Origin of the sequence: Soonwooa buanensis (assembly GCF_900167905.1) — a bacterium.
GTDB lineage: Bacteria > Bacteroidota > Bacteroidia > Flavobacteriales > Weeksellaceae > Soonwooa > Soonwooa buanensis.
The window spans coordinates 370,823-395,474 of the sequence record NZ_FUYZ01000003.1 but is presented as its reverse complement, the minus strand read 5'-3'; the positions used below and the strand labels follow the sequence as shown (position 1 = coordinate 395,474).

Annotated in this window: 20 protein-coding genes; 6 read left to right on the top strand and 14 right to left on the bottom strand. The window is 37.9% G+C overall.

The genetic code is table 11. From position 1 onward, the window contains the following. On the top strand, positions 1–320 hold a 320-nt coding region (locus B5X62_RS07090), incomplete at its 5' end, for a transposase (protein WP_144038321.1). A gap of 27 nt (positions 321–347) precedes the next feature. On the opposite strand, the gene B5X62_RS07085 is transcribed toward B5X62_RS07090, so the two are convergent. The 13 genes from B5X62_RS07085 to B5X62_RS07025 form a co-directional block, all read right to left on the bottom strand. Next, complete coding sequence (locus B5X62_RS07085; protein ID WP_079666705.1) at positions 348–2,432, bottom strand: M3 family metallopeptidase; 2,085 nt, start codon at positions 2,430–2,432, stop codon at positions 348–350. Between the two features lie 394 nt (positions 2,433–2,826). Further along, positions 2,827–3,582 carry an enoyl-CoA hydratase/isomerase family protein gene (locus B5X62_RS07080; protein WP_079666704.1) on the bottom strand — a complete coding sequence of 252 codons (756 nt, stop codon included), beginning with the start codon at positions 3,580–3,582 and terminating at the stop codon, positions 2,827–2,829. A 153-nt stretch (positions 3,583–3,735) separates the two neighbouring features. Beyond that, the gene (gene paaZ / locus B5X62_RS07075; RefSeq protein WP_079666703.1) at positions 3,736–5,784 is read right to left on the bottom strand and encodes a phenylacetic acid degradation bifunctional protein PaaZ; all 2,049 of its coding nucleotides are present in this window, start codon (positions 5,782–5,784) and stop codon (positions 3,736–3,738) included. A 79-nt stretch (positions 5,785–5,863) separates the two neighbouring features. Continuing rightward, a complete protein-coding gene (gene pcaF / locus B5X62_RS07070; RefSeq protein ID WP_079666702.1) occupies positions 5,864–7,069 on the bottom strand; it encodes a 3-oxoadipyl-CoA thiolase in 1,206 nt (401 codons plus the stop codon). Positions 7,070–7,112: 43 nt separating this feature from the next. Then, positions 7,113–8,267, bottom strand: coding sequence for a 3-hydroxyacyl-CoA dehydrogenase NAD-binding domain-containing protein (locus tag B5X62_RS07065; RefSeq protein ID WP_079666701.1), 1,155 nt, complete (start codon positions 8,265–8,267; stop codon positions 7,113–7,115). A gap of 30 nt (positions 8,268–8,297) precedes the next feature. Then, positions 8,298–8,786, bottom strand: coding sequence for a 1,2-phenylacetyl-CoA epoxidase subunit PaaD (gene paaD / locus B5X62_RS07060; protein WP_079666700.1), 489 nt, complete (start codon positions 8,784–8,786; stop codon positions 8,298–8,300). 294 nt (positions 8,787–9,080) lie between these two features. After that, positions 9,081–9,845, bottom strand: coding sequence for a 1,2-phenylacetyl-CoA epoxidase subunit PaaC (gene paaC, locus B5X62_RS07055; protein WP_079666699.1), 765 nt, complete (start codon positions 9,843–9,845; stop codon positions 9,081–9,083). A 495-nt stretch (positions 9,846–10,340) separates the two neighbouring features. Continuing rightward, complete coding sequence (gene paaB / locus B5X62_RS07050; protein WP_079666698.1) at positions 10,341–10,628, bottom strand: 1,2-phenylacetyl-CoA epoxidase subunit PaaB; 288 nt, start codon at positions 10,626–10,628, stop codon at positions 10,341–10,343. A gap of 1 nt (position 10,629) precedes the next feature. Next, complete coding sequence (gene paaA / locus B5X62_RS07045) at positions 10,630–11,586, bottom strand: 1,2-phenylacetyl-CoA epoxidase subunit PaaA (RefSeq protein ID WP_079666697.1); 957 nt, start codon at positions 11,584–11,586, stop codon at positions 10,630–10,632. Between the two features lie 430 nt (positions 11,587–12,016). Then, positions 12,017–13,099, bottom strand: a complete 1,083-nt coding sequence (paaE, locus tag B5X62_RS07040; RefSeq protein ID WP_079666696.1) for a 1,2-phenylacetyl-CoA epoxidase subunit PaaE — start codon at positions 13,097–13,099, stop codon at positions 12,017–12,019. Between the two features lie 6 nt (positions 13,100–13,105). Beyond that, positions 13,106–13,690: a TetR/AcrR family transcriptional regulator gene (locus B5X62_RS07035; RefSeq protein WP_079666695.1), complete on the bottom strand. Its 585-nt coding sequence runs from the start codon at positions 13,688–13,690 to the stop codon at positions 13,106–13,108. A gap of 1 nt (position 13,691) precedes the next feature. Next, positions 13,692–15,773 carry an alpha-ketoacid dehydrogenase subunit alpha/beta gene (locus tag B5X62_RS07030; protein WP_079666694.1) on the bottom strand — a complete coding sequence of 694 codons (2,082 nt, stop codon included), beginning with the start codon at positions 15,771–15,773 and terminating at the stop codon, positions 13,692–13,694. A 26-nt stretch (positions 15,774–15,799) separates the two neighbouring features. Continuing rightward, positions 15,800–17,140: a phenylacetate--CoA ligase family protein gene (locus B5X62_RS07025; RefSeq protein ID WP_144038320.1), complete on the bottom strand. Its 1,341-nt coding sequence runs from the start codon at positions 17,138–17,140 to the stop codon at positions 15,800–15,802. A 163-nt stretch (positions 17,141–17,303) separates the two neighbouring features. Between B5X62_RS07025 and B5X62_RS07020 the strand changes: the two genes are divergently transcribed. From B5X62_RS07020 to B5X62_RS07000, 5 genes are all read left to right on the top strand, one after another. After that, positions 17,304–18,698, top strand: a complete 1,395-nt coding sequence (locus tag B5X62_RS07020; protein WP_079666693.1) for a hypothetical protein — start codon at positions 17,304–17,306, stop codon at positions 18,696–18,698. A gap of 17 nt (positions 18,699–18,715) precedes the next feature. Continuing rightward, positions 18,716–19,042 carry a nucleotide pyrophosphohydrolase gene (locus B5X62_RS07015; RefSeq protein ID WP_079666692.1) on the top strand — a complete coding sequence of 109 codons (327 nt, stop codon included), beginning with the start codon at positions 18,716–18,718 and terminating at the stop codon, positions 19,040–19,042. Between the two features lie 7 nt (positions 19,043–19,049). After that, the gene (locus B5X62_RS07010) at positions 19,050–20,270 is read left to right on the top strand and encodes a 3-phosphoshikimate 1-carboxyvinyltransferase (protein ID WP_079666691.1); all 1,221 of its coding nucleotides are present in this window, start codon (positions 19,050–19,052) and stop codon (positions 20,268–20,270) included. Positions 20,271–20,457: 187 nt separating this feature from the next. Then, a complete protein-coding gene (locus B5X62_RS07005) occupies positions 20,458–21,252 on the top strand; it encodes an SDR family oxidoreductase (RefSeq protein ID WP_079666690.1) in 795 nt (264 codons plus the stop codon). A gap of 30 nt (positions 21,253–21,282) precedes the next feature. Beyond that, on the top strand, positions 21,283–22,890 hold the full coding sequence (locus tag B5X62_RS07000; protein ID WP_079666689.1) for a BamA/TamA family outer membrane protein: 1,608 nt from the start codon (positions 21,283–21,285) through the stop codon (positions 22,888–22,890). Positions 22,891–22,960: 70 nt separating this feature from the next. Here the strand turns inward: B5X62_RS07000 and B5X62_RS06995 are convergent, their stop codons facing one another. Beyond that, on the bottom strand, positions 22,961–24,640 hold the full coding sequence (locus tag B5X62_RS06995; RefSeq protein WP_079666688.1) for a T9SS type A sorting domain-containing protein: 1,680 nt from the start codon (positions 24,638–24,640) through the stop codon (positions 22,961–22,963). Positions 24,641–24,652 lie beyond the last annotated feature (12 nt).

Genomic DNA, 24,652 nt, shown 5'->3' with positions numbered 1-24,652 from the left:
GATTTTCAGATATACAATCTGCCCGAAAAATGGCTTGTTACGCAGGAGTTGCACCATTTGAATACAGTTCGGGTAGTTCTATTTATCGAAAACCGAGGGTTTCTACAATGGCGGATAAAGAGCTGAAAAAAGTATTGCATTTAGCGGCGCTCAGCTCGATAAGATTAAAAAATGACCTTGCAATTTACTTCCAAAGAAAGGTTGCGGAAGGAAAAAACAAGATGTCTATACTCAACGCAATTAGAAATAAAATTATACACAGAATATATGCTTTAATAAAAAACGAATCTGTGTATAATTTTAATTTGCATATGTCATAGAAATCGAAGTGACGTGAGATTATAAGTTTATCCAAAAGCTCTTTTCAAAAGGCTTTCTACTTTTGGTTCGCTGCCACGGAAGTTTTTGTACAATTCCATTGGGTCTTTCGTTCCGCCAGATGATAGCAAAATTTTATATTTTGCGGCCGTTTCTGGATTGAAAATTCCAGTTTCTTTAAAGTAAGCAAAAGCATCAGCATCCAAAACTTCCGCCCATTTGTATGAATAATATCCAGCCGAATATCCACCTTGGAAAATATGCGAAAAAGTCGGACTCATCGCCGTTTCTGGATTTACTGGATATAATGAGGTTTTCGAAGTTTGAGCGTCTTCAAAAGCTTTTATGTCATTTACATCTTCGGGATGCGTGTGATACGCCATATCTAACAAGCCAAAACCTAATTGACGCAACGTTTGATAACCTTCCATAAAGTTTTTGGATTGCTCTATTTTTTCAATTTTTTCGTTGGGTAAAACTTCACCTGTTTTATAGTGTTTTGCAAATGTTTTTAGGAATTCTGGTTCGTAGCAGAAGTTTTCCAAAAACTGAGATGGTAATTCTACAAAATCCCACTTCACAGAAGTTCCCGAAAGATTTGGATATTGCGTATTCGCTAACATTCCGTGGATTGCGTGTCCAAATTCGTGAAAAAGCGTGGTCACTTCTTGGAAAGTCAACAAACTTGGCGTGTCTTTCGTCGGTTTGCTGAAGTTACAAACAATAGAAATGTGTGGACGAGAATTCTCGCCATCTTTTGTGAATTGATTTTTATAACTCGTCATCCAAGCGCCAGCACGTTTTCCTTTTCGAGGGAAATAATCGGTGTAAAGGATAGCTTTAAGTTGTCGGTTGTTGGTTGTTGATTGTTGGTTGTGAGTGTGAGCGGAGTCGAAGACTTGATTCTCGGCTTTTGGTTCTTGAATCTCATAAACTTCGTAGGTTTGAACATCCGCATGATATTTTTGAATGGTATTAACTTCTTTAAATTCCAATCCGAAAAGTTGATTTGCTAGTCCGAAAACTGCATCTTGAACTTGACTTAAAGGGAAATACGGTTTTAATTCTTCATCGTTGAAATCATATTTTGCTTTGCGTAATTTTTCAGCGTAAAAAGAATGATCATAACCTTGCATATCTTCGATTCCGTCGGCTTTTGCTAAAGCTTTTAGTTCTTCAATTTCTTTTTCGGCGTAAGGTTTTGCTTTCACTAAAAGTTCATTTAAGAAATCTAAAACTTTAGTTGGAGATTTCGCCATTCGCTCTTCTAGAACGTAATCTGCGTAATTTTTATAACCTAAAAGTTCGGCTTTTTGCTGTTTTAATGAAATAATTTCTTTGATAAGATTTTGATTATCAAATTCGCCACGATCAAAAGATTTTTTACCATTTGCTAACGCTAATTCTTTTCTTAATTCGCGATTTTCAGCATAGGTCATAAGCGGAACATAGCTTGGATACTGCAATGTCACAACATAACCATCCAAATAGCGTTCTTTGGCTTCTTCGGCATATTGCTCCAAAATTGCATCAGGAATTCCCGCCAAATCTTCTTTGTTGGTGATATGTTTAAAGTACGCATTGGTTGCCGCAAGCGCATTTTGTCCGAATTGAAGTGATTTCACCGATAAATCCATATTGATTTGCTTCAATTTTTCTTTATCCGAATCGTTGAGTAATGCGCCGCTTCTCACAAAACCTTTATAAGTTTCATCTAAAAGCATTTGTTGCTCTTCGTTGAGATTGTATTTTGACTTTTCATCATACACTTTTTTAATTCTATTGAAAAGTGCTTCGTTTTGTGAAATTTTAGACGAATACTCCGTTAAAAGTGGAGAAACTTCTTGTGCGATTTGTTGAAGTTCGTCGCTGGTTTCTGCAGAATTTAGGTTGAAGAAAATATTAGAAACAATATCCAATTTCTCTCCTGAATAAGCCAAAGCTTCGATTGTATTTTCGAAAGTTGGCTCTTCTGAATTGTTGACAATTTCATCAATTTCTTTCTCCGATTCTGAAATTAATTCTTTGAAAGCAGGAAGATAATCTTCGTTTTTAATGTTTTCAAAAGGTGGCGTATGATAAGCTGTGTTGAAGTTTTGGGTAAGTATGTTCATAATTGTTGTATTTATGTATGATGTACAAAGTACAATGTATTTATTTAAGTTTTGAGTTTAACGTTTCAAGTTTTAAATAAGATATCTTGAATCTCGGTTCTTATATCTCTTTCTCAAAGATAAAGCCAAATCTTGAAATTGTGACAAAATTGCGTCCCTGATGGAACGGTATGTTGGAGCTCTTTTGAAAAAAGTTCGAGAAGATTTGAAATGGTGACTATCAAGCGTGATGTAAAAAAGCAATTGGCTCTTTCTAAAAAACTAAATGCTTGCTAAACCCCATCAAAATTATAAAATTTCGACTCCGTTCAGCAAGCATTGATAATTACGTTATATGTTTAACCCGTTGTTACAAATGCATTCTATTGTCAATAGTGGATTTTCTTCTTTACAACTATTTCGCTTTAAACTTATTAATAGCGTTAACCGTAAACTCCGACAACACCAATTGTCCACTAACTGCAGCACGCTCTGTTAAAAGAGAATCCCAGTTTTCTGTACCTTTCCAAAATATTTCTTTCAGTTGGAACATCGCTTCAGGATTTGATTTCGCAAGTTTCTCGGCAAGAATTTCGATTTCAGCGTCCATTTCTTCTGTTGTCTCGTATACATCTTGGAACATATTTTTCTCACGTGCCCACTCCGCCGAATAAAATTCAGTAGCATTGATAGCCAGCTGTGCAAAAGCTGCTGTTCCGATTTTCTTTTCTACCACTGGACCGATAACAAAAGGACCAATACCAACCGCCAATTCGCTCAACTTAACCGCAGCATTTTCTGTCGCAAAAGTATAATCTGCCGCGCAAGCGATACCAACACCACCACCAACAGCTTTACCATGAATTCTTGCAATAATCAACTTTGGTGATTTGCGCATCGCGTTGATAACATTGGCGAAACCAGAGAAAAATACTTTCCCAGTTTCGAAATCTTTAATCGAGATTAACTCATCGAAAGAAGCGCCAGCACAAAAGGCTTTTTCACCTGCACTTTTTAGGACGATAACTTTTACGTCGTTATTTTTTCCAAGTTCATCGATTTCGTTAGCCAAGTTCTTTAATTGGCTTCCTGGCATCGAGTTACTTTGCGGATGGAAAAACTCAATTGTTCCAATGCCGTTTTCTATATTTGATTTTACGTATGCTTCCATTATTTTTTTAAATTGAATTTTTATTAAATTCGGTTTTTGTCTTGTTCTAATTATCCGCAATCCGCAGCCCGACTTGAACGGAGCTCTTTTTGCCGAAACAAAGTGTAGGCAAAAAAGCGGGAGTGGAAGGCGGAAATAGCTGCCCAAAAAATTTTAGTCCTGATTTAACATTTTCACCATCGTCAAAATCGTCGCAATGGCAACCGTCTCGCCAGTTTCGTCATAGACATCCACCAACCAACGCACGATACCTTTTGCCACATCATCGGCATCTTTCTTCTCCTGCGAAATTTTTTCTTTACAAGTAAAGCGAACGCCCATCGTCGAGCCTGGATAAACTGGCTTCACAAAACGACACTCGTCCAAACCGTAGTTCAGTAAAACTGGACCTTTTTTGGCTTGAACAAAAAGCCCTGCCGCCTTCGACAACAAGTAATAACCGTGCACCACATTGCGTTCGAAAATTGTTCCTTCCAACGATGTCGCATCCACGTGTGCGTAGAAATTATCGCCCGACAAAGCTGCAAACGCGTTGATGTCCGACTGTTGAATGGTATGCTTTGCCGTGATTAGGGTATCACCGACTTTTATCTCTTCAAAATATTTCGCAAATGGATGTTTGTCATCTTCGATATAATCTGCGCCGTATTGATATTGCTGCGTAATCGACGTCAACTTGTTAGGCGAACCTTGCACCGCTGTACGTTGCATGTAATGAAGAACGCCACGTTTTCCGCCCATTTCTTCACCACCACCAGCACGACCTGGACCACCGTGAACCAACAATGGCAACGGCGAACCGTGACCTGTAGATTCTTTGATACAATCGGCATCCAACACAACGATACGACCATGAAGCGAACCTGCATTAAGAACAAATTCGGTTGCGATATCGTTATCAGCAGTCACAATAGAACAAACCAACGAGCCTTTCCCCATACGCACTAACTCGATTGCTTCGGCGGTATTGTTGTAAGGAATAATCGTCGATACAGGTCCAAAAGCTTCGATATTGTGAACATCCGTTTTGTTGAACGGATCATTATTCAAAAACAAAATTGGTGAAATAAATGAGCCTTTATTTTTGTCTGCGCCAGTTACTTCGAAATTGTCTAAATCTCCGAAAACGATTTCTTGAGATTTGGCAAGTTCTTCAACTTTTTCGCGAACTTCTTTAACTTGAGCTGCACCAGCCAAAGCGCCCATTCTGACACCTTCAACATTAGGGTCACCGATTTTTGTCGTTGACAAACGTTGACCTAGAGCAATCTGAACATCTTCAACTAAATTAGCCGGTACAATCGCACGACGAACAGCTGTACACTTCTGTCCAGCTTTGGTTGTCATCTCGCGCGTTACTTCTTTAATGAAAATATCAAATTCTACAGAACCGGGCTTAACATCTTCTCCAAGAACACAAGCGTTAAGCGAATCTGCTTCTAAGTTAAACGGAACACCTTCCGCAGTAATTCTTGGATGCGCTTTCAACATTTGTCCTGTTGATGCCGAACCTGTAAATGTCACAACATCTTCTGACTCTACGAAATCTAAAATTCCGTTAGCTGAACCTGTAATTAATTGCAATGCGCCTTCTGGAAGAATATTAGATTCGATGATGGCACGAACAACTGCTTCTGTTAAAAATGAAGTGATGGTTGCTGGTTTTACAATCGCTGGAACGCCAGCTAAAAGGTTAACAGCAATCTTCTCCAACATTCCCCAAACTGGAAAGTTGAATGCATTGATATGAATTGCAACACCACGTTTTGGTGTCATAATATGCGTCCCAATGAAAGTTCCGTTTTTTGATAATTTGTGCGTATCACCTTCTACATAAAAAGGCTGATCCCCAAACTGACGACGCAATGACGCGTTGGCAAATAAGTTACCGATACCACCTTCTATGTCGACCCAAGAGTCAGCTCTTGTAGCACCCGTCGCCCAAGAAACTGTATAGAATTCTTCTTTGCGTTCCATAAGGTACAAGGCTAATTTCTTTAGCATCAAACCTCTTTCTTGGAAAGTCATTTTGCGAAGTTTTGGACCACCAACTGTACGGGCATAATCCATCATCGCACCAAAGTCTAAACCTGCAGACGATGCCGTTGCAATTTCGGCACCTGTAATTGCGTTATATAACATTTGGCCTTCGGTAGAACCTTTGGTCCATTTTCCTAAAGCGAAATTTTCTAATTGATTCATTTGTAATAGGTATTATGTAAAATGTACAAAGTCTTTAAAATATGTAAAGAACATCTAAAATTTTAGTGCGAACAAATAATTAAACTTTTTCAATAATTACAGCGAAGCCTTGTCCAAGGCCAACACACATTGTTGCTAAAGCGTATCTTTTGTTTTGATTTTGTAGTTCGTACATCGCCGAATTAAGGATTCTTGCGCCGCTCATTCCTAGTGGATGACCTAATGCGATTGCACCTCCGTTTGGATTGATTCTCGAATCGTCATCCGCCAAGCCCCAAGCTCTGATACACGCTAAACTTTGCGCTGCAAAAGCTTCATTTAATTCAATAATATCGATGTCTTTAAAAGTAAGACCCGCTTTTTGCAAAGCTAATTCTGCAGCTTTAACAGGACCGATTCCCATGATTCTTGGCTCTACACCAACAACAGCACTAGAGACGATTCTCGCTTTTGGTGTTAATCCAAATTCTTTAATCGCTTGTTCTGACGCGAGAAGATTAGCTGCCGCACCATCATTTAATCCTGAAGCGTTACCAGCAGTTACAGTTCCATCTTTTTTGAAAGCCGTTCTCAGTTTCCCTAAACCTTCTAAAGTTGTATCGTTTTTAGCAAATTCGTCACGGTCAAAGATAATATCATCGCCTTTTCTTTGCGGAATATTGACCGCTACAATTTCTTGTGCCAATCTGCCGTTTTCTTGTGCCGCTTTTGTTTTCATCTGAGAATTAAAAGCAAATTGATCTTGGTCGTCACGCGAAATATTATCACGCTCAGCAAGATTCTCTGCCGTTTCGCCCATCGCATCAACGCCGTACATTTCTTTCATTTTTGGGTTGATAAAACGCCATCCGAAAGTTGTATCGTAGATTTTTGAATCGCCACCAAAAGGCGTTTCCGATTTTGAAATCACCAATGGACCACGCGTCATATTTTCGACACCTCCAGAAATCATCAAATCGGCATCACCAACCTGAATAGCTCTTGCTGCATTAATCGCCGCAGATAATCCCGAAGCACAAAGTCTGTTAACTGTCTCGCCAGGAACATGATAGTCCAAACCTGAAAGCAAACCCGCCATACGAGCGACATTTCGGTTGTCTTCACCTGCTTGGTTGGCACAACCTAACACGACATCATAAATTCTTTTTTGGTCGATATTTGTGTTACGCTCCAAAAGTTTTTTAATAACAAAAGCTGCCATATCATCTGGACGCATGCCAGATAAGCTTCCTTTTAGTTTTCCGATTGGTGTACGAACACCGTCTACTATATATACTTGGTTCATTTTTTTTGATATTAGATTTTACACTTAATATGTTTTTCTATCGTTAATAAAAAGTTTTGTTTTCTTTGGCTAAACGACGGATAATTGGACTACAACGGTAACGATCTTCATGATAGAAGTTATAAAGTTCATCCAATTCTTTTTCTAAATTTTGAAGTCCAAATTCGTCTGCCCAAGCTAAAAGTCCTTTTGGATAATTAACGCCTTTAGTCATTGCAACATCGATATCTTCAACTGAGCCGATGTTTAAGAAATAAGCATCTGCTGCTTCATTCATCAACATTATTAAAACTCTTTTAAAGATTTTTTCTAAAAGCTCTGGATTTGTATTTGGTTCTGGCTGAATTGCGTTTTCGGAATAGTCATAAAAACCTCTACCCGATTTTCTTCCATAAAATCCAGCTTCGAATAATCGTTTCTGAGTAAACGAGGGTTTAAATTTTGGATCGTAAAAAAACTCTTTAAACACACTTTCAGTAACTCGATAGTTAACGTCATGACCGATAAAATCCATTAATTGGAAAGGTCCCATTCTGAAGCCTCCCAAACTTGTCATCGCATAATCAATCGTCGCACAATCTGCAACGCCTTCTTCTAAAATTCGGATTGCTTCTCCATAGAAAGGTCTGGCTACACGATTCACGATAAATCCGGGCGTATCTTTCGCAATAGCAGGAAGTTTTTTCCAGCTTTCAACTAAAGATTTCGTTTGTGAAACTAAAGCAGGATCAGTTTGTACAGCAGGAATAATTTCAACCAAAGCCATCAAAGGTGCTGGATTAAAAAAGTGAATTCCGATAACACGATTTGGCTTTTGACAAGACGCTGCAATAGAAGCCATTGACAACGAAGATGTATTACTTGCCAGAATACAATCTTCAGAAACCAAATTTTCTAATTTTTGAAACAAATCTTTTTTGATATCTAAATCTTCGATAATTGCTTCTATAATTAATTCCGAATGCGAAAGTTCATCCAATTTGTTAACCAATCGGATTTTATTAAAATAAAGTTCAGAATCTTCCAAAGAAATTTTTCCTTTGTCAGCCAGTTTTTGAAAGGTCGCTTCTAGATTAGCGCCAGCTTTCTCTAACGCAATCGGATTGCTATCGTACAGACAAACATCATTGCCCGCCATTGCGACAACTTGAGCAATTCCGCTTCCCATTGCGCCACTTCCTACAATTCCTATTTTCATTTACTTTTTAATATTAGATTTTCATTTTTATTAATGACATTTAAAATAGTCAAAAGGTTCTCGACAGTCTTCGCATTGATATAATGCTTTGCAAGCCGTTGATCCAAATTGACTTACCAATTTTGTATGACCTGATCCGCAATGTGGACAAGGCACCTCATCGGGTTTTGCAAACAAATCGTCTTGATTGGTTTTAGAATAAACTGGTGGCGCAATGCCATAAGCTTTTAGTTTTTCTTTTGCCCCCGCTGTCATCCAATCAGTCGTCCAAGCTGGACTTAAGCGATTGGTTAATTTTACATTCTTAATGCCTTTTTCGATAAGTTTTAATCGAATCGACATATTGATCATTGATGTTGCTGGACAACCTGAATACGTCGGCGTCACAACAACTTCTACTTCATCATTTTTGATAAGAACTTCTCTGACAATGCCAAGCTCCAAAATATTAAGCACAGGAACTTCAGGATCCTGTACTTCACTTAAAAACTGCCAAATTTGTTCTTCTGTAAACTGCATTTCTTATTGCTGCTGACGGGTTGCACCCGCCGTTATTAATTTTACCCATCGGGTTGAAACCCGATGCTATGATAATTCGCCTCCTCTTTTTCATTGGGTTAAAACCCAACCAAACGTAAAATCTCTCCCTTTTTCATCTGGTTAAAACCCGATGCTAGGCTAATTCATCTCCTCTTTTTCGTTGGGTTAAAACCCAACGCTATGATAATTCGTCCCTTCGGGACTCTACAAGTTGAAGCATATTTTCAAATGTAGAGATTAGTATGAGGAGAACTACGAAGTGGATCAACTAATTTACCATTCCATATTAGGGTAAGTGCGTTGCATATATTGCATTTCTGCAAGAATGTATCCTAAAGCCTCGGTATGTTTACCGTCTTTACCACCAATTAATTTTCTTGATTTTGAAAAATCAACTGTCAACGTCGCTTCTTCTAAAACCTGATTAACACGAGTTGTCCATTTATCTTTCAAAGTTGTGATGTCTGGCATTTCACCTGAAGCGATTAAAGCTTTTTCCCAATTAGTTGGAATAAACATTTCGTCGGTATAATCAACAAAATCAAGAATTGATTTTTGAATTTTATCATGACTTTCTTCGGTACCATCACCTAAACGGATTACCCATTCTGAGCTCCATTTTGCATGGTAAGTTGCTTCTTTTAGAGATTTTTCCGCGATTGCTGCAGTCTCAGAATTTGAAGATTTCTTTAGTTCGTTTAACAACAAAACATGATAGATATCGAAGTAAAACTGTCTTGCAATGGTATCTCCGAAATGTCCGTTTGGACGTTCGGTGATTAAAAGATTTTTAAAATCTCTTTCGTTGCGTAAAAATGCTAAATCGTCCTCAGTTTTGCCTTCGCCTTGTAGGTTAGCCGCCAACTCATAATAATGAGATGCTTCTCCTAAAAGATCTAAAGCGATATTAGACAGTGCAATATCTTGTTCTAGAACAGGTCCTTTCCCACACCATTCTGACAAACGTTGTCCGAGAATCATGCTGGTATCTGCCAAATGAAGAAGATAGTTAAGCTGGTTGTTTTCTGTATTTTCCATTTTTATCAAATAGACTTTCGTCCCATTCTATTTTAAGTTGTCCAAATGGACTGGCTTCTGTTGATTAATAAAGGATTACATCCTATTATTTATTTAATGTTAATAGGACTTCGTCCTATTCTAGATTATGTCATCCCTTCGGGACTTTAATTATTATCTAATGTAAATAGAACATTATTCTGTTCTAGGTTAAATTCTCCCTTTGGGGTTTTTAAATGCTGCTCAATATTAATAGGACTTTGTCCTATTCTAGATTATGTCATCCCTTCGGGACTCTTAAACATTGCTCAATATTAAAAGGATTCTGTCCTATTCTAGTTTAAATCGTCCCTTCGGGACTAACCTAATGTTTTAGCTCATTTTTAGTAAAATACCCCAAAATAACTAATTTTTTTACGCTAGCATGTCGCAGCCCGGCCTGAGTGGAGCTCTTTTTGTGTAGCGTAGCGAAACAAAAAAGCGGGAACGGAGGACGGAAAAGCTGCCCAAATTGTTTTACATATTTTTGATTTCTTCAGGAACGTGGTAGAAGGTCGGATGTCTGTATACCTTGTCCTCTGAAGGCTCGTAAAATGCACCTGCATCGTCGGGACTAGAAGCGGTGATGAATTTGGACTCAACAACCCAAATACTAACGCCCTCCAAACGTCTGGTGTAAACATCTCTGGCATTTTGAATTGCCATTTCTGCATCGGCAGCGTGAAGGCTTCCAACGTGTTTGTGATCTAGTCCTTGGCGGCTTCTGATGAAGACTTCCCAAAGTGGCCATTCGTTATTTTGCATCTTAACTTATTTTTTTCTGTTGTTCTTTTTGTTTTCTTTTTTCGTGGTAAGCTGTTGCAGCGTCTCGTACCCAAGCGCCTTCATCGAAAGCTGTGCGACGTACGTCGATTCTTTCTTTGTTGCACATTCCGTTGCCTTTAACGACATTCCAGAATTCTTCCCAATCGATTTCTCCGAATTCGTAATGTCCAGTTTCTTCGTTGAATTTTAGTTCTGGATCTGGAATTGTCAATCCTAAATATTCGGCTTGTGGCACCGTCATATCTACAAAACGTTGTCTTAACTCATCGTTTGAGAAACGTTTGATTCTCCAATTCATAGAAGCTTCGGTGTTTCCTGATTCTGCATCACGAGGTCCAAACATCATCAAAGTTGGCCACCACCAACGGTTGAATGCGTCTTGTGCCATTTCTTTTTGTTCCGGTGAGCCTTGTGCTAACTTCATCATCAACTCGTAACCTTGACGTTGGTGGAAACTTTCTTCTTTACAAATCCTAACCATCGCTCTTGCATAAGGTCCATAAGATGCTCTACACAACGGCACCTGGTTAAGAATTGCCGCACCGTCTACCAACCAACCAACTGCGCCCATATCTGCCCAAGTTAATGTTGGATAATTGAAGATACTTGAATATTTTGCTTTCCCTGAATGTAGGTCACGAAGTGTTTCGTCGCGGGTTACGCCTAAAGTTTCAGCTGCACAATAAAGGTATAAACCATGTCCGCCTTCATCTTGAACTTTTGCTAAAAGGATTTTTTTACGTTTCAGGCTTGGTGCTCTCGTAATCCAATTGGCTTCTGGCAACATCCCAACAATCTCGGAATGTGCGTGTTGAGAAATCTGACGAATAAGTGTCTTTCTATAAGCTTCCGGCATCCAATCTTTTGGTTCGATGCGGATTTCGTTATCGATTTTGTTTTGGAAGTGTTGTTCCAAGTTGATTTCTGTTGTTTCCATAATTTTTATTTTTTAATGGAATTAAATTTTTTAAAATCATTTATAAAATAGGTTTTGTCCTATTTTATATTGATTAATAATCTTTCTTTAATAGGCTTTCAGCCTATTCTATTTTAAGTCGCCCCGTTGGGGCTTAACATTCTTCCTCTATCTTGATAGGATTGCATCCTATCCTTGGTTAAATCGCTCCGTTGGGGGTTTTTGTTTTCCCTCAATTTTGATAGGATTGCATCCTATCCTTGATTAAATCGCCCCGTTGGGGCTCATTATTTTTATTTTCTTAGTTTGCCCCGAAGGGGCAAAACATTTCTGCGTTATGTTGTCGCAGCCCGACTTGAGCGGAGCTCATTTTTTTTTGCGTCGGATTAAGCCTTGGCAAAAAATAGCGGGAGCGGAAGGCGGAAATGCTGCCCAAATAATTAATCTATAATTACTTAATGTCAAAGTTAACAATAACTTCCTCAGAACGCGGATGCGCCTGACAAGACAGGATAAATCCTGCATCCAACTCATCTTGCTCCAAAGAGTAATTGATGTCCATTTCGACTTCGCCTTTCTCCAATTTACACTTACAAGTCGCACAAACACCGCCTTTACAAGCGTATGGCAAATCTGCGCCATTCTGCAAAGCGGCATCCAAAATGGTCTGCCCATGATAAGCCAAATCCATATTAAGCGCCGATGCGTCCAACTTAACAGTTACTTTACTGTATTTATCGTCTGCTCTGTTAACCGCTTGCGCATGTTCTTTTTTCTTCTCCTCAGCTGTCGCGCTGTAAAACAATTCAAAATGAATCTTTTTTGGCTCTAAACCTGCGTCTTGCAAGGTATCGCGAACGCCAAGAATCATATCTTCTGGACCGCAAAGGAAAACCTCATCAATCGTGTCAACAGGGACAATGTGCTCTAAAAACAACTTGGCTTTTTCTCCTGTGATACGTCCTGCCAACAAATCGGCGTCAGCAATCTCGCGGCTCAAAATATGATAAACACTAAGTCTATCCATAAAGATATTCTTAAGTGCTTCGATGTCTTCTTTAAAGATAATGTGCGCTTTGTTTCGGTTACCGTAGATTAAAATAAAGTTGCTGTTAGGTTCGTTTTTTAAGACAGATTTTACAATCGACATCACTGGCGTAATACCGCTTCCTGCGGCAAATGCAACGTAAGTCTTTTTGTTGTCTGGTTTTAGTTCTGTAAAGAAAGTTCCTTGTGGCGTCATCACTTCTACCACGTCGCCTTCTTTTGCAACATCGTTGATATAGCTCGAAAATACGCCATCCGTGATCTTCTTCACCGCAACTTTTAGTTCATCTTCGCATGGACTTGCACAAATTGAGTACGAACGTCTAATCTCTTCGCCGTCGTTAATTTGTTTGAATGTTAAATATTGTCCTTGCGTAAATTTGAATTGCTCTTTTAAGTCCTCTGGCACGTCAAAACTTACCGAAACACATTCTGGCGTTTCGCGTTTGATTTGTTTTATTTTGAGAGGATGAAAAGTTGTTGACATTATTTATTAAATATTTATTCCGTTAAGTAAAATTGTTGAAAGCTCTTCTTCTAATTCTTCCGCCGAAATATCTCGGCTTGGCTTATACCAAAGTTCGATCCAGCGCAAAGATGACAAGATTGTGAACAAAGCTACTGAGACATTCATGGTTTTGAATTCTCCAGATTTCATACCTTCTTCAAGAACAAAAGCAAAACTTCTTTCGTAAGATTTTCTGATGCTTTTGTATTCTTCCTTCTTCTCGTCACGAAGATACTTCCAATCGTTATTTGCAACCGAAACCGCGGCTGCGTCGTGAATCATCAAGTCGATGTGGACTTTGATAATTTGTTTTAATTTATCTTGAAAACTAGCTTCTGTATTTGCAATTTCTGAAAGTTGTGTTGTGTAAGCGTCCGCAATTTTAAAACATATCAATTCTAAAATTTCGTCTTTAGATTTGATATGATTGTACATCGACGCAGCTTCCATACCGACTTTCTCAGCAATGTCGCGCATGCCTGTTCCTCCAAATCCACGATCTTTAAAAAGCTTCGAAGCTTCGGTAAGGATAAGTTCTCTTTTATTTACTTTAGTTCTTAATGGCACCATTTTAATATTTTAAAAGCTGGTCGATTTGTATTTTTAATTTCTCAGCATTTGGAAGCATCGTTTCTTCTAAAACTGAGTTAAGTGGAATGGCTGGCATATTCTCAGCGCCAACCACTTTAACTGGTGCATCCAAATCACGGAAACATGTATCCGAAATTCTCGCTGCAATGCTTTGCGCAAAGCTATTCTGTACAGGTTCTTCCGTTAAAACGATACAACGATTATGTTTTCTTACACTTTCAAAAATACGGTTTTCGTCAAGTGGTGCCAAAGTTCTTAAATCGATAATTTCTACACGACCTTCAAAATCTTTAGCAGCATTACTCGCCCAATAAACGCCCATTCCGTAAGTGATAATCGTCAATGTTGATTGCTCTTTTTGAGAATCCACCAGCAAAACTTCTCTAGCTTTCCCAAATGGAATGATGTAATCTTCGTCTGGCTCAATTGTTTTTGCTTCTTCAGTTCCTGCAATTTTTGACCAATAAAGTCCTTTATGTTCCAACATCACTACTGGATTTGGATCGTAATAAGCCGACTTCATCAAACCTTTAAGATCTGCTCCTGTCGATGGATAAGCGATTTTAATTCCTTTAATATTCGTTAAAACACTTTCCACAGAACTTGAATGGTAAGGGCCACCACTACCATAAGCGCCAATCGGAACTCTCAAAATCATGGATACTGGCCATTTTCCGTTTGATAAATAACAACTTCTTGCGACTTCGGTAAATAACTGGTTAAGACCCGGCCAAATATAGTCAGCAAACTGAACCTCAACAATTGGTTTTAGCCCAACGGCACTCATACCAACAGTTGATCCAATAATAAATGCTTCTTGGATTGGTGTATTGAAAACTCTCTTGTCTCCAAATTGTCCCGCCAAAGTTATCGCTTCACGGAAAACGCCGCCCAAACGCGCACCAACATCTTGTCCGTACAACAAAGATTCTGGATGTTTGTCCATAATTTCGCGAATGGCGAACAAAGCGCAATCCACCATTACGGTTGGCACTTTGCCTTCTGGCACACGAATTCCTTTTTCTTCGGTAATTGGTGTTGGCACAAAATCGTGGGTGAACAAATCTTCTGGTCGAGGATCTTCCGCTTGCAAAGCTCTTTGATAATCGGCTTTAACAAGGTTTAAAACCTCATTTTCTATTGTTGAAACTTCAGAATCTTCGATTCCGAATTCTGATAATTTTTCTCTAAGTTTTGGAAGCGGATCTCTTGTAGCTGCTTCTTCCAAATCGTCGCGGTACCACTCTTTTCTAACACCAGACGTGTGGTGATTTAACAATGGAACTTTTGCATGAATCATCATAGGACGACGTTCTTCACGAATAATGCGGATGCATTCTTTAACTGTTTCGTAAGATTTAATAAAATCTGTTCCGTCAATTGTTCTCGCCTCTATACCTTCAAAACCTTGAATGTATTTTGACATATCTTGCGCTCGAATTTCTGAAGCATGCGCAGAAATATCCCACTCGTTATCTTGAACCAAATATAAAATCGGAAGTTGCTTCAGAGCTGCCATTTGGAAAGCTTCTGCTACTTCGCCTTCAGTACAACTTGCGTCTCCAAGAGAACAAACTGCAATTGGTTTATCATCGAAATCTTCTGCAAGACCTAATTCTTCTTTATATTTTAAACCCATTGCAACACCAGTTGTCGGGATCGCTTGCATACCTGTCGCACTACTCTGATGCGGAATTTTTGGCATGTCATTGCGTCTCAAACTCGGATGCGAATAATAAGTTCGGCCACCAGAAAAAGGATCATCTCGTTTAGCTAAAAGTTGAAGCATCAACTCGTAAGGCGTAATTCCGATGCCTAAAAGGATGCTGTCATCACGATAATAAGCACTCAAAAAATCTTGTGGTAAAAGTTGTAAGCCTACTGCTAATTGTATCGCTTCGTGACCACGAGACGTCGCATGCACATATTTAGAAGCCACACGTTTTTCTTCCTCATACAATTCGGTAAGACTTTTAGCAGTAAACATCAATCGATAAGCATTCTTCAGAAAATCTTCCAAATTGCTTTCGTTAATATTTTTTTTAGGTTGGGTTAATTCCATTTTTACTTTTTACTAAACTTATTAAATTAGATATTTCGGTTGTCGATAATTCGGTTAAGTTTTCCTCCTTCGCTTCTTGGCAAATCACCAATATTGCAAAGACAAACTTCCATTGACAATCCGATGCAATCTTTAATTTTCTTCTCAAGCGTTTTTCTAACTTGTAAAAGTTGTTCGCTTGAAGATTTATTTTCATCTGAAATTTTAGAAATATCGCAACTTTTCAAAAAAGCATCTTCAATTTCTACAGAGACTTTCACGATATCCATTGCTGATTTTCGCGTTAATTCGATTTGATAATTAGCAGAAGCAAAATCATAAGCTTCCAAAACATCAGCAATCTGAGTATGGAAAAAATTAACACCTCTAATAATCATCATATCATCGGCACGACCAACGATTGGCCCCATTTTCACTAAAGTTCGAGACTTAGAATGTTCATAAGTGAGATTCGTAATGTCGCCCGTCCAATATCTGATAATCGGCATCGCCTCTTTGGTTAAAGTTGTTAAAACCAAAACACCATATTCGCCTTCAGCAACTGGTTCTCCAGTTTTTTCATCAACAATTTCTGGATAGAAAAGATCTTCCCAGATATAACTTCCTGTTCCGCGTTCGTCCACGGATTCTTGCGCCACACCAGGACCAATAATTTCGCTTAAACCGTAAATGTTGGTAGCTTTAACATTAAGACCCGTTTCGATTCTTTTTCTTAAACTTTCCGACCAAGGCTCAGAACCTAGAATAGCATATTTAAGATTAAGCGTGTTGATGTCGATATTTCGTCTTTCGATTTCTTCAATAATACTTAGAAGATAAGACGGCGTTGCAGCAATGGCTTCTGGTTGAAAGTCTTGCAACAACATAATTTGACGTTCGGTTCCGCCACCAGAAATCGGAATAACATTCATTCCTAATTTTTCGGCACCGTAATGAAGACCAAGACCTCCTGTGAAAAGTCCATAACCGTAAGCGTTTTGCAACTTCATACCAGCTTTGCAACCTGCAGCCGCCAAAGATCTTGCGACAACTTCAGAAAACAATTCGATGTCATTTTTGGTATAACCAACAACGGTAGGTTTCCCGGTCGTTCCGCTAGAACAATGCAATCTTGCTACTTTTTCTTGAGGCACGGCAAACAATCCGAATGGATAATTGTCGCGTAAATCGTGTTTTTTGGTGAAAGGAAGTTTTTGTAAATCTTCCAAAGATTTAATCCCCGAAATGTCAATCCCTAATGCGTCATACTTACTTTTATAAAACTCAACATTGCTATAAACATATTGAATAATATTTTGCAAAGATTCCGTCTGAAGTGCTCTCAGCTTATCTTTTGCTAAAGTTTCTGCATTGGGATTAAAAATCATTTTCGAGATTAATATTTTGTGATTGGTCGTTTACAAATATAAAAAAATAATCGACACTAACAAACGTTAGTTAGTGATTTTAATCAATATTTAGGATTAAGTTCAATTTAGATTGATTGAAAAAAAAAATTATTGTAGTTTTGAAACACTTTAAAAAAAATTGATGAAACTACGAGTACTTTTAGGATTAGCTTTTTGGTGTGCTTTATTTTTATTCTCTTGTAAAAATGACGATATCGTTTTTGATACGCCAGCACAATCGTTGAAATTTTCGACAGACACAGTGTTTTGCGACACCGTTTACAACCAAATGCGTTCCGAAACTTATGCTGTAAAAGTCTATAATAACGACAACAAAGATGTGCAAATCCCGAGAATTTCTCTAGAAGGAGGCAATGCTTCCCTTTACCGTATTAATGTTGATGGCAAAGCTGGAACAGACTTTAGAAATGTTCCTTTAAGAAAAAATGACAGCCTTTTTGTTTTTGTAGAAATTGCGCCGACAGCTAATGCTCCAGAAGCGATTGCAGAGGACAAGGTGGTTTTTGAAACTTCTGCTGGACAACAAAAAGTAACGCTTTTCTCGGTGGTACAAGATGCTGAGTATTTTATTCAATCGGATAAAAATCCAAACATCTTAACAGAAGATACAACTTGGAAAAACGATAAAGCGAAAATTATTTTTGGTGATTTAACACTTGCTGAAGGCAAAAGACTTACGGTTGAAAAAGGAACTAAAGTCTATTTCCATAAAAAAAGTGGACTTAACATTTCTAAAAACGCCATGCTTGATGTACAAGGTGAATATCAAAACGAAGTGACCTTCCGTGGTGATAGAAACGATACACGATACGACACGCTGCCTGCTAACTGGAACGGAATACGTATGGAAGCTGCCTCTACACTTAATATGAACTACGCCAAAGTCTACGGCGGAACGGTTGGTCTGCAACTAAAAGATAATATTGCAACAATTAACAATAGCATTATCCACACTTTCCAAAGTTTCGGAATCTATGCGATTGGCGCAAATTTAAAAACCAACAATTTGGTGATGAATAACTGCGGCGAAGCAGATTTAGCAATCTTTAAAGGTGGCTCTTACAATTTGACATACAGCACTTTTGCAAATTATTGGGACTTAAACGGAAGTCTTTCCGGCTTGAGCATCTACGCAACCAATTCTTGGAAAGACGGCGATAACGAGTATAAAGAACCTCTTGTTTTCAACATGACTAACTCGATTGCTTATAACAATTTGTCAAATGCAGTTCTTTTTGCACCAACAACTGGACAAGTCTTTAATTATAACATTAAAAACTCTTTGTTAAAATATGATGATAAAGCAGGTTTCGCTTTTGAAAACAATAACAATATCCAAAATTCTATTAAAAACGTGGAACCAAAATTCGCTAACTATTATATTCACAAAATGAATTTAAGAGTTAAAGAAGGTTCTGGCGCTATCGGAAAAGGCATACGACTTGTGGCTGGTGAAAAAGATATTACCGGCACAGAAAGAAAGAATCCATCAACAATTGGAGCTTACGAATTTTAATAGATTCTTTTTTAAAAATGGAAATCACAAAACTTCAACAAGAAGTCGATGCTTGGATAAAAACGGTTGGCGTTAGATATTTTAACGAGTTGACCAATATGGCGATGTTGACCGAAGAAGTTGGCGAAGTGGCGAGAATTATCGCGCGTCGTTATGGTGAACAAAGTGAAAAAGAATCTGACAAATCCAAAGATTTGGGTGAAGAATTGGCCGATGTTCTTTTCGTAACTTTATGTCTTGCCAACCAAACTGGCGTGGACTTGCAATCTGCTTTCGATAAAAAAATGAAACTAAAAACCGAACGTGACGCAGAAAGGCATGCTCAAAATGAAAAACTAAAATAAAGCTTTTATGCTATTAAAAAAGTCCCAACTGATAGACGGACAACAGATACAAATTACCGGTTCGAAAAGTATTTCGAACCGTCTTTTGATTTTGGCCGGACTGTATAATCATATCGACATTCTCAATTTATCAAATTCGCAGGACACGCAACTTCTAGAGGCTGCGCTTAACCAAACTGGTGATATTATCGACATCCATCATGCGGGAACAGCGATGCGATTTTTAACGTCTTATCTGGCGATACAAGAAGGTAGAACGGTGACTTTGACTGGTTCGGACAGAATGAAGCAACGCCCGATTAAAGATTTGGTTTCGGCTTTAAAATCTTTAGGTGCTGATATTGAATATTTGGAAAATGATGGTTTTCCGCCTTTAAAAATTGTTGGTAAAAAACTTTCTAAAAACGAAGTTGAAATTCCTGCTAATATTTCGAGTCAGTTTATTACCTCTTTAATGTTGATCGGTGCTAAACTAGAAAATGGTCTTAACATCAATCTGGTTGGCGAAATCACCTCTCGTCCTTATCTGGAAATGACTTTACATATTCTGCATAATCTTGGTATCGACGCTAAGCTTGATGGTCAACAAATAAAAATCGAAGCACACACGGGAAGTCTGAGAACGCAATATTACGAAGTGGAAAGCGATTGGTCATCTGCGTCTTATTATTATTCTTTGGCGGCGATTGGTCGCAAAGTTATTAATCTGAAAAGTTTTAAAACTTTGTCTTTGCAAGGCGACAGCGTTATAAAAGAATTGTATTGGAAATTTTTCGGGATTGATACTTTATCGGATTTTGCAGAAAATAGCATTGCATTAATGCCCGATCCGCATCATGAGCTTATCGAATTTATTAGTTTGGATATGAATGATTGTCCTGACATTGCTCAAACTTTGTGTGTGACAGCGACGCTTCTTAAAATTCCGTTTTCGATAACTGGTTTGCAAACTTTGAAGGTTAAAGAAACGGACCGATTGGTTGCACTTCAAAACGAATTAAAAAAACTGGGTGCCACAACCATCATCACCAACGATAGGATTGAGTCTGTCAACTTTGGTGAAGCTGACGAACACATCCAAATTGAAACTTACAACGATCATCGTATGGCAATGGCTTTTGCACCTGTGGCTTTGCTTTACGATCTTGAAATATTGGACGATCAAGTGGTTGAAAAATCCTACCCTGAATTTTGGACAGATTTTGAAAAAGTGACCGAACAATTATAATCAAACAAAAGTAAAATAGTTATCGCTAGCCCCGATGGAAGCGGCATCCTTTTGTGTGGGAGTGAGGCGGCGGAGCGCAGCGGAGCCGACCGAGCGACCAACAAAAGATATAGCGAACAGCGGGACCAAATTGTCATAGAACGACAAAATGTTCTTGCTCCTAAGAACTTGTTTAAAATTTAAAAAAATGTCAAAAGTATACATCATCACGGGAAGTTCGACTGGAATTGGTTTTGCACTTGCTGAATATTTTGGTAAAAAAGGGAATAAAGTCTACGGTCTTAGCCGAAAAATGACCGACAGTCCGCATTTTACGTGTCTGCCGACCGATGTTACCAATAATGATGACGTTAAAAATGCGGTGGCGACAATTCTTGAAAAAGAAAGCAAAATTGATGTTCTTATCAACAATGCCGGAATGGGAATGGTGGGCGCAGTGGAAGATTCTAGCCAAGATGAGATTCTAAAACTTTTTAATCTGAACCTTGTTGGAACGGTGCAAATGATTGGCGCCGTGATGCCAACAATGCGCGCTCAGAAATCGGGTCAAATTATTAATATTTCCAGCATTGGTAGCGAAATGGGCTTGCCTTTCCGAGGATTTTATTCGGCGTCCAAAGCGGCGGTCGACAAAGTTACGGAAGCGATGCGCTACGAAGTGGAACAATGGAACGTGAATGTCTGCTCGCTTCACCTTGGTGACATTAAAACCAATATCGCTGACAACCGCATCAAAACCAATGTTTCGGCACCTTATCAAGGGATTTTTGAAAAAGTCTACACGTTGATGAACGCACATGTCGACAAAGGAAATGAACCATTGGAAGTTGCCACCTACATCGATCAACTTCTACAAAAATCAAGTTGGAAAGCGCATTATTATTTTGGTGCTTTTGGACAAAAAATCGGTGTTCCGTTGAAATGGATTTTGCCACAAAATCTCTACGAACATCTGATGAAGAAATACAATAATCTAAAGTAATTTCTGTTAAACTAATGTTGGTCCTTGTTAATGCCGAAATCTCTACTCTATATCATTGCGATTTTTTGGACTGTGTTTTTGCAAGCACAGCAACGGGATTTTTGGTTAATTGACAAAGACACGCAAACGAAAAACATCGTCAAAGATTCGGCGGCGGCGGTCAAATTTCTGGATAGTCTCGCACAAACGTCTTACTTTTTTGCGAAATTACATTCGGTAGAAAACAAAGACCAACACACCGAAATCTATTACGACAAAGGTCCCAACTTTAACCAAGCGCAAGTTAAATTTTCGGATAGTTTGCAAAAAGAATTCAATTATCCAAAAGAGATTTATGTGAAAAATTTGGATTCTTTAAAGCTAAAAATTAATCAAAAATATAGAGACAAAGGTTTTGCGTTTAATCGTGTTAAGACAAAATTTGTTGAGATTAAAAACGATAAACCAACGATAGAAATTTCGGTGGTACCTGCGCAACAGCGACGCATCAATTCTTTTGTTGTTCGCGGTTACGAGCGCGTCCCAAAACGTTTTGTTAAAAATCTAGAAAAAGCCTATCTCGGGAAAGTCTACGATGACAAAAACCTTGTCGCCATTAACAAAGATCTGCAAGGTCACACTTTTGTAAGTTTGGAAAAGCCACCACAAACTTTGTTCACGAAAGATTCTACGCAAATTTATCTTTTTCTTCAAAAAAAACGTGTCAACAATTTTGACGGAATGTTAGGTTTTGGAAACGATAAAACTGAGAAATTCACTTTTAACGGAACGATTAATATTGCGCTTCGTAATATGTTCAACGGTTTTGAAAGCATTAGTCTTTACTGGCAACGCAATCCTGACAAAGGTCAAACTTTTGATTTGCAAACCGATATTCCGTACACTTTTAAATCGAATGTCGGCGTTAATGTTGGCGTTAATATCTATCGACAAGATTCGACTTTTGCAACGGTGAAATTCCGTCCTGCATTGTATTTACATTTATCACAGAATCAAAAAATTGGACTTCGAGGGACTTTTGAATCGTCAGCCGTTCTAGATTCGTTGTACACACAGGCGCAAGATTTCACGAAAAAAGGTGTTGGTATTTGGTATCAATATCAATCTGGAAGCGAGATTCCGTTGTTTATTTACAATACAAATATCCGAGCAGAAGTTGATTTTATTAAAAGTAATTACGATAAAACCAATCTCTCGGTTAACCAATTGCGTTACTTTGTTTCAGGCGAACATAATTTTCATCTAAAAGGAAATCATTATCTGAATCTTCGCGGTGAATCGGCTTTGTTATCGGCAAAAAACGATTTGTCCGTCAACGAACTTTTTAGATTCGGTGGTTGGAATTCGATGCGAGGTTTTAACGAATTAAGTTTGGTCAGCGACTTCTATGCCTTTGGTGGCGCCGAATATCGTTATCTCGTCAACGATCAAGCTTTCTTTGATGTTTTCGCACAATATGGTACAATGTCCAACAAAAGTCTGAATGCCAGTCCAAGTCTTTACAGTTTGGGATTGGGTTTTAATTTCTTTCTGCCCGTTGGTTTGATGAGTTTCCAAATCTCAAATGGAAATCAATTCGGGAATCCTTTTAAATTTTCTGAAACCAAAATCCATTGGGGAATTGTGAGTCGATTTTAGAATTTAATTATAATAAAAAAGCCAATCCTTACAATGAAGGACTGGCTTAATGGTTATTAGTTTTTGTTTTTTAGTTTTTAATAATCTTACTTTTCTGGATGACTTTTCCGTTGTTATCTAATAACATGATGTAGTAAACTCCACTATTAAGATTGGACACATCTACTGATGACGTGTTTTTCTCAGACTTCACCAACTGTCCAACAGTATTGTAGATAAGAACTGTCGCTGCTTTAGAAATATTTAAAACACTTGAAACAGGATTCGGGTAAAGCATAATTTTTTCTTTATTAACTGCATTGGTAGCCAAAGTTGCAAAACAAGTTGTGCTAAAAAGATCTTCAGGATTATCTATTGATTCAAAATACCAATCTTCTTGCTCTACTTTCTGTTTAGCATCCTCTACGTTATCTACTTGTATACACTTTAATTTAGGATTCGCGGACATCCATAAGTAGGTTGTTTCACCTTTACTTGCAAAATTCCCCAAATTAACATATTCCAAATTAGGATTTGTTTCAATAGCAATTTCAAATAACTTAGTATTCTTGCTAAGATCGATTTGCTCTATTTTATCATTTCTAAAAAGGGAAAAATAACTAATTTCTAGGTTACCCGAGAGGTTGATGTCTTTAATATTGACTTCTCCAAAAGATATGCCCCTAACATTCTTAAAAGCTGGAAGCCAACTTGTCTCGGTCATTATATCTTGTGCAGAAAAATATAAACCATAATCATAAGCTTCTGCTTCGCTTATCTGGATTTCATTGTCTTTATTTAAGTTTATTTCGTCGTTTTGCAAAAAACTTTTCTTAAGCGGTTTATCTATGAAATTAACAACATCTTCTGACGGCGGTATATTTGCACAATCTGTTGTATATACATTCCAATCCTCCTTGTACCAATAGTTCATATTATTGGCTAGATCAACATCGTCAACCAAAATACAAGTCAAAAAGTAATTTTTTACTAGATTAACATAAGGAATCTTGTTATAATCCAAAGCTTTAAGATTAATTGTTTTAATATCTGAGTCAATAATATCAATAAACTGAGCACCATTAGGTAAATTCGACAAATTGAGATGTTCACCGTTCAATTGATTTAGATATAGGCTTTCCAACACATTCAGGTTTGAAAAATCCAAAGCATCTGCAGAAGCTTGCCATAATGCTAAAGATTGTATGACATTATCACTAGTAACCTGGAAGGGCGCATGGATATTAACCGTCGACAGTTTTGTATTGGTCCTAAAATCAAAATTCTCTATGTTCGTCAAATTAACTTCAATTTCTTCTAATTCGGTATTTTTAGAGAGATCGATGCTAGGTAATTTTATATCCTCAACAATTAAATGTTTCAAGTTGGTTAGCGCAGAAATATCAAGATTTTTAAGCTGTAAACTTACTAATCCAAGGAAATTAAGATCTGGATTTGGATTGAATATTATAGATTCTATTGGGCTTTTAGAAATATCGATATGTTTTAACTTTCCAATGTGTTGCCCCGCTGGTCCAAAATCAATATTCTTTAAATTGAAATTACTATAAAATGATAAACTTTCTAATTTTTTTTGCTGGGACAAATCTAAATTTTCAACCAATGTCTGATTAATCGTCAGATTAATAAGCTTGGAGTCTGTCGGTAATATAATCTCTTCAAAACTGTTAGCATCAGCTATAGTAAGACGCTCGCCTATTGTTACTTGCGAAAGGTCTAATACATTTTGGTGTCGTAGTCCTGTTCTCAAATATTTTACTTT

What these genes read in the sequence shown, in the direction of transcription:
- B5X62_RS07085 (WP_079666705.1), bottom strand. Translation starts at nt 2,432, where the DNA reads ATGAACATACTTACCCAAAACTTCAACACAGCTTATCATACGCCACCT.
- B5X62_RS07080 (WP_079666704.1), bottom strand. Translation starts at nt 3,582, where the DNA reads ATGGAAGCATACGTAAAATCAAATATAGAAAACGGCATTGGAACAATT.
- paaZ (WP_079666703.1), bottom strand. Translation starts at nt 5,784, where the DNA reads ATGAATCAATTAGAAAATTTCGCTTTAGGAAAATGGACCAAAGGTTCT.
- pcaF (WP_079666702.1), bottom strand. Translation starts at nt 7,069, where the DNA reads ATGAACCAAGTATATATAGTAGACGGTGTTCGTACACCAATCGGAAAA.
- B5X62_RS07065 (WP_079666701.1), bottom strand. Translation starts at nt 8,267, where the DNA reads ATGAAAATAGGAATTGTAGGAAGTGGCGCAATGGGAAGCGGAATTGCT.
- paaD (WP_079666700.1), bottom strand. Translation starts at nt 8,786, where the DNA reads ATGCAGTTTACAGAAGAACAAATTTGGCAGTTTTTAAGTGAAGTACAG.
- paaC (WP_079666699.1), bottom strand. Translation starts at nt 9,845, where the DNA reads ATGGAAAATACAGAAAACAACCAGCTTAACTATCTTCTTCATTTGGCA.
- paaB (WP_079666698.1), bottom strand. Translation starts at nt 10,628, where the DNA reads ATGCAAAATAACGAATGGCCACTTTGGGAAGTCTTCATCAGAAGCCGC.
- paaA (WP_079666697.1), bottom strand. Translation starts at nt 11,586, where the DNA reads ATGGAAACAACAGAAATCAACTTGGAACAACACTTCCAAAACAAAATC.
- paaE (WP_079666696.1), bottom strand. Translation starts at nt 13,099, where the DNA reads ATGTCAACAACTTTTCATCCTCTCAAAATAAAACAAATCAAACGCGAA.
- B5X62_RS07035 (WP_079666695.1), bottom strand. Translation starts at nt 13,690, where the DNA reads ATGGTGCCATTAAGAACTAAAGTAAATAAAAGAGAACTTATCCTTACC.
- B5X62_RS07030 (WP_079666694.1), bottom strand. Translation starts at nt 15,773, where the DNA reads ATGGAATTAACCCAACCTAAAAAAAATATTAACGAAAGCAATTTGGAA.
- B5X62_RS07025 (WP_144038320.1), bottom strand. Translation starts at nt 17,140, where the DNA reads ATGATTTTTAATCCCAATGCAGAAACTTTAGCAAAAGATAAGCTGAGA.
- B5X62_RS07020 (WP_079666693.1), top strand. Translation starts at nt 17,304, where the DNA reads ATGAAACTACGAGTACTTTTAGGATTAGCTTTTTGGTGTGCTTTATTT.
- B5X62_RS07015 (WP_079666692.1), top strand. Translation starts at nt 18,716, where the DNA reads ATGGAAATCACAAAACTTCAACAAGAAGTCGATGCTTGGATAAAAACG.
- B5X62_RS07010 (WP_079666691.1), top strand. Translation starts at nt 19,050, where the DNA reads ATGCTATTAAAAAAGTCCCAACTGATAGACGGACAACAGATACAAATT.
- B5X62_RS07005 (WP_079666690.1), top strand. Translation starts at nt 20,458, where the DNA reads ATGTCAAAAGTATACATCATCACGGGAAGTTCGACTGGAATTGGTTTT.
- B5X62_RS07000 (WP_079666689.1), top strand. Translation starts at nt 21,283, where the DNA reads ATGCCGAAATCTCTACTCTATATCATTGCGATTTTTTGGACTGTGTTT.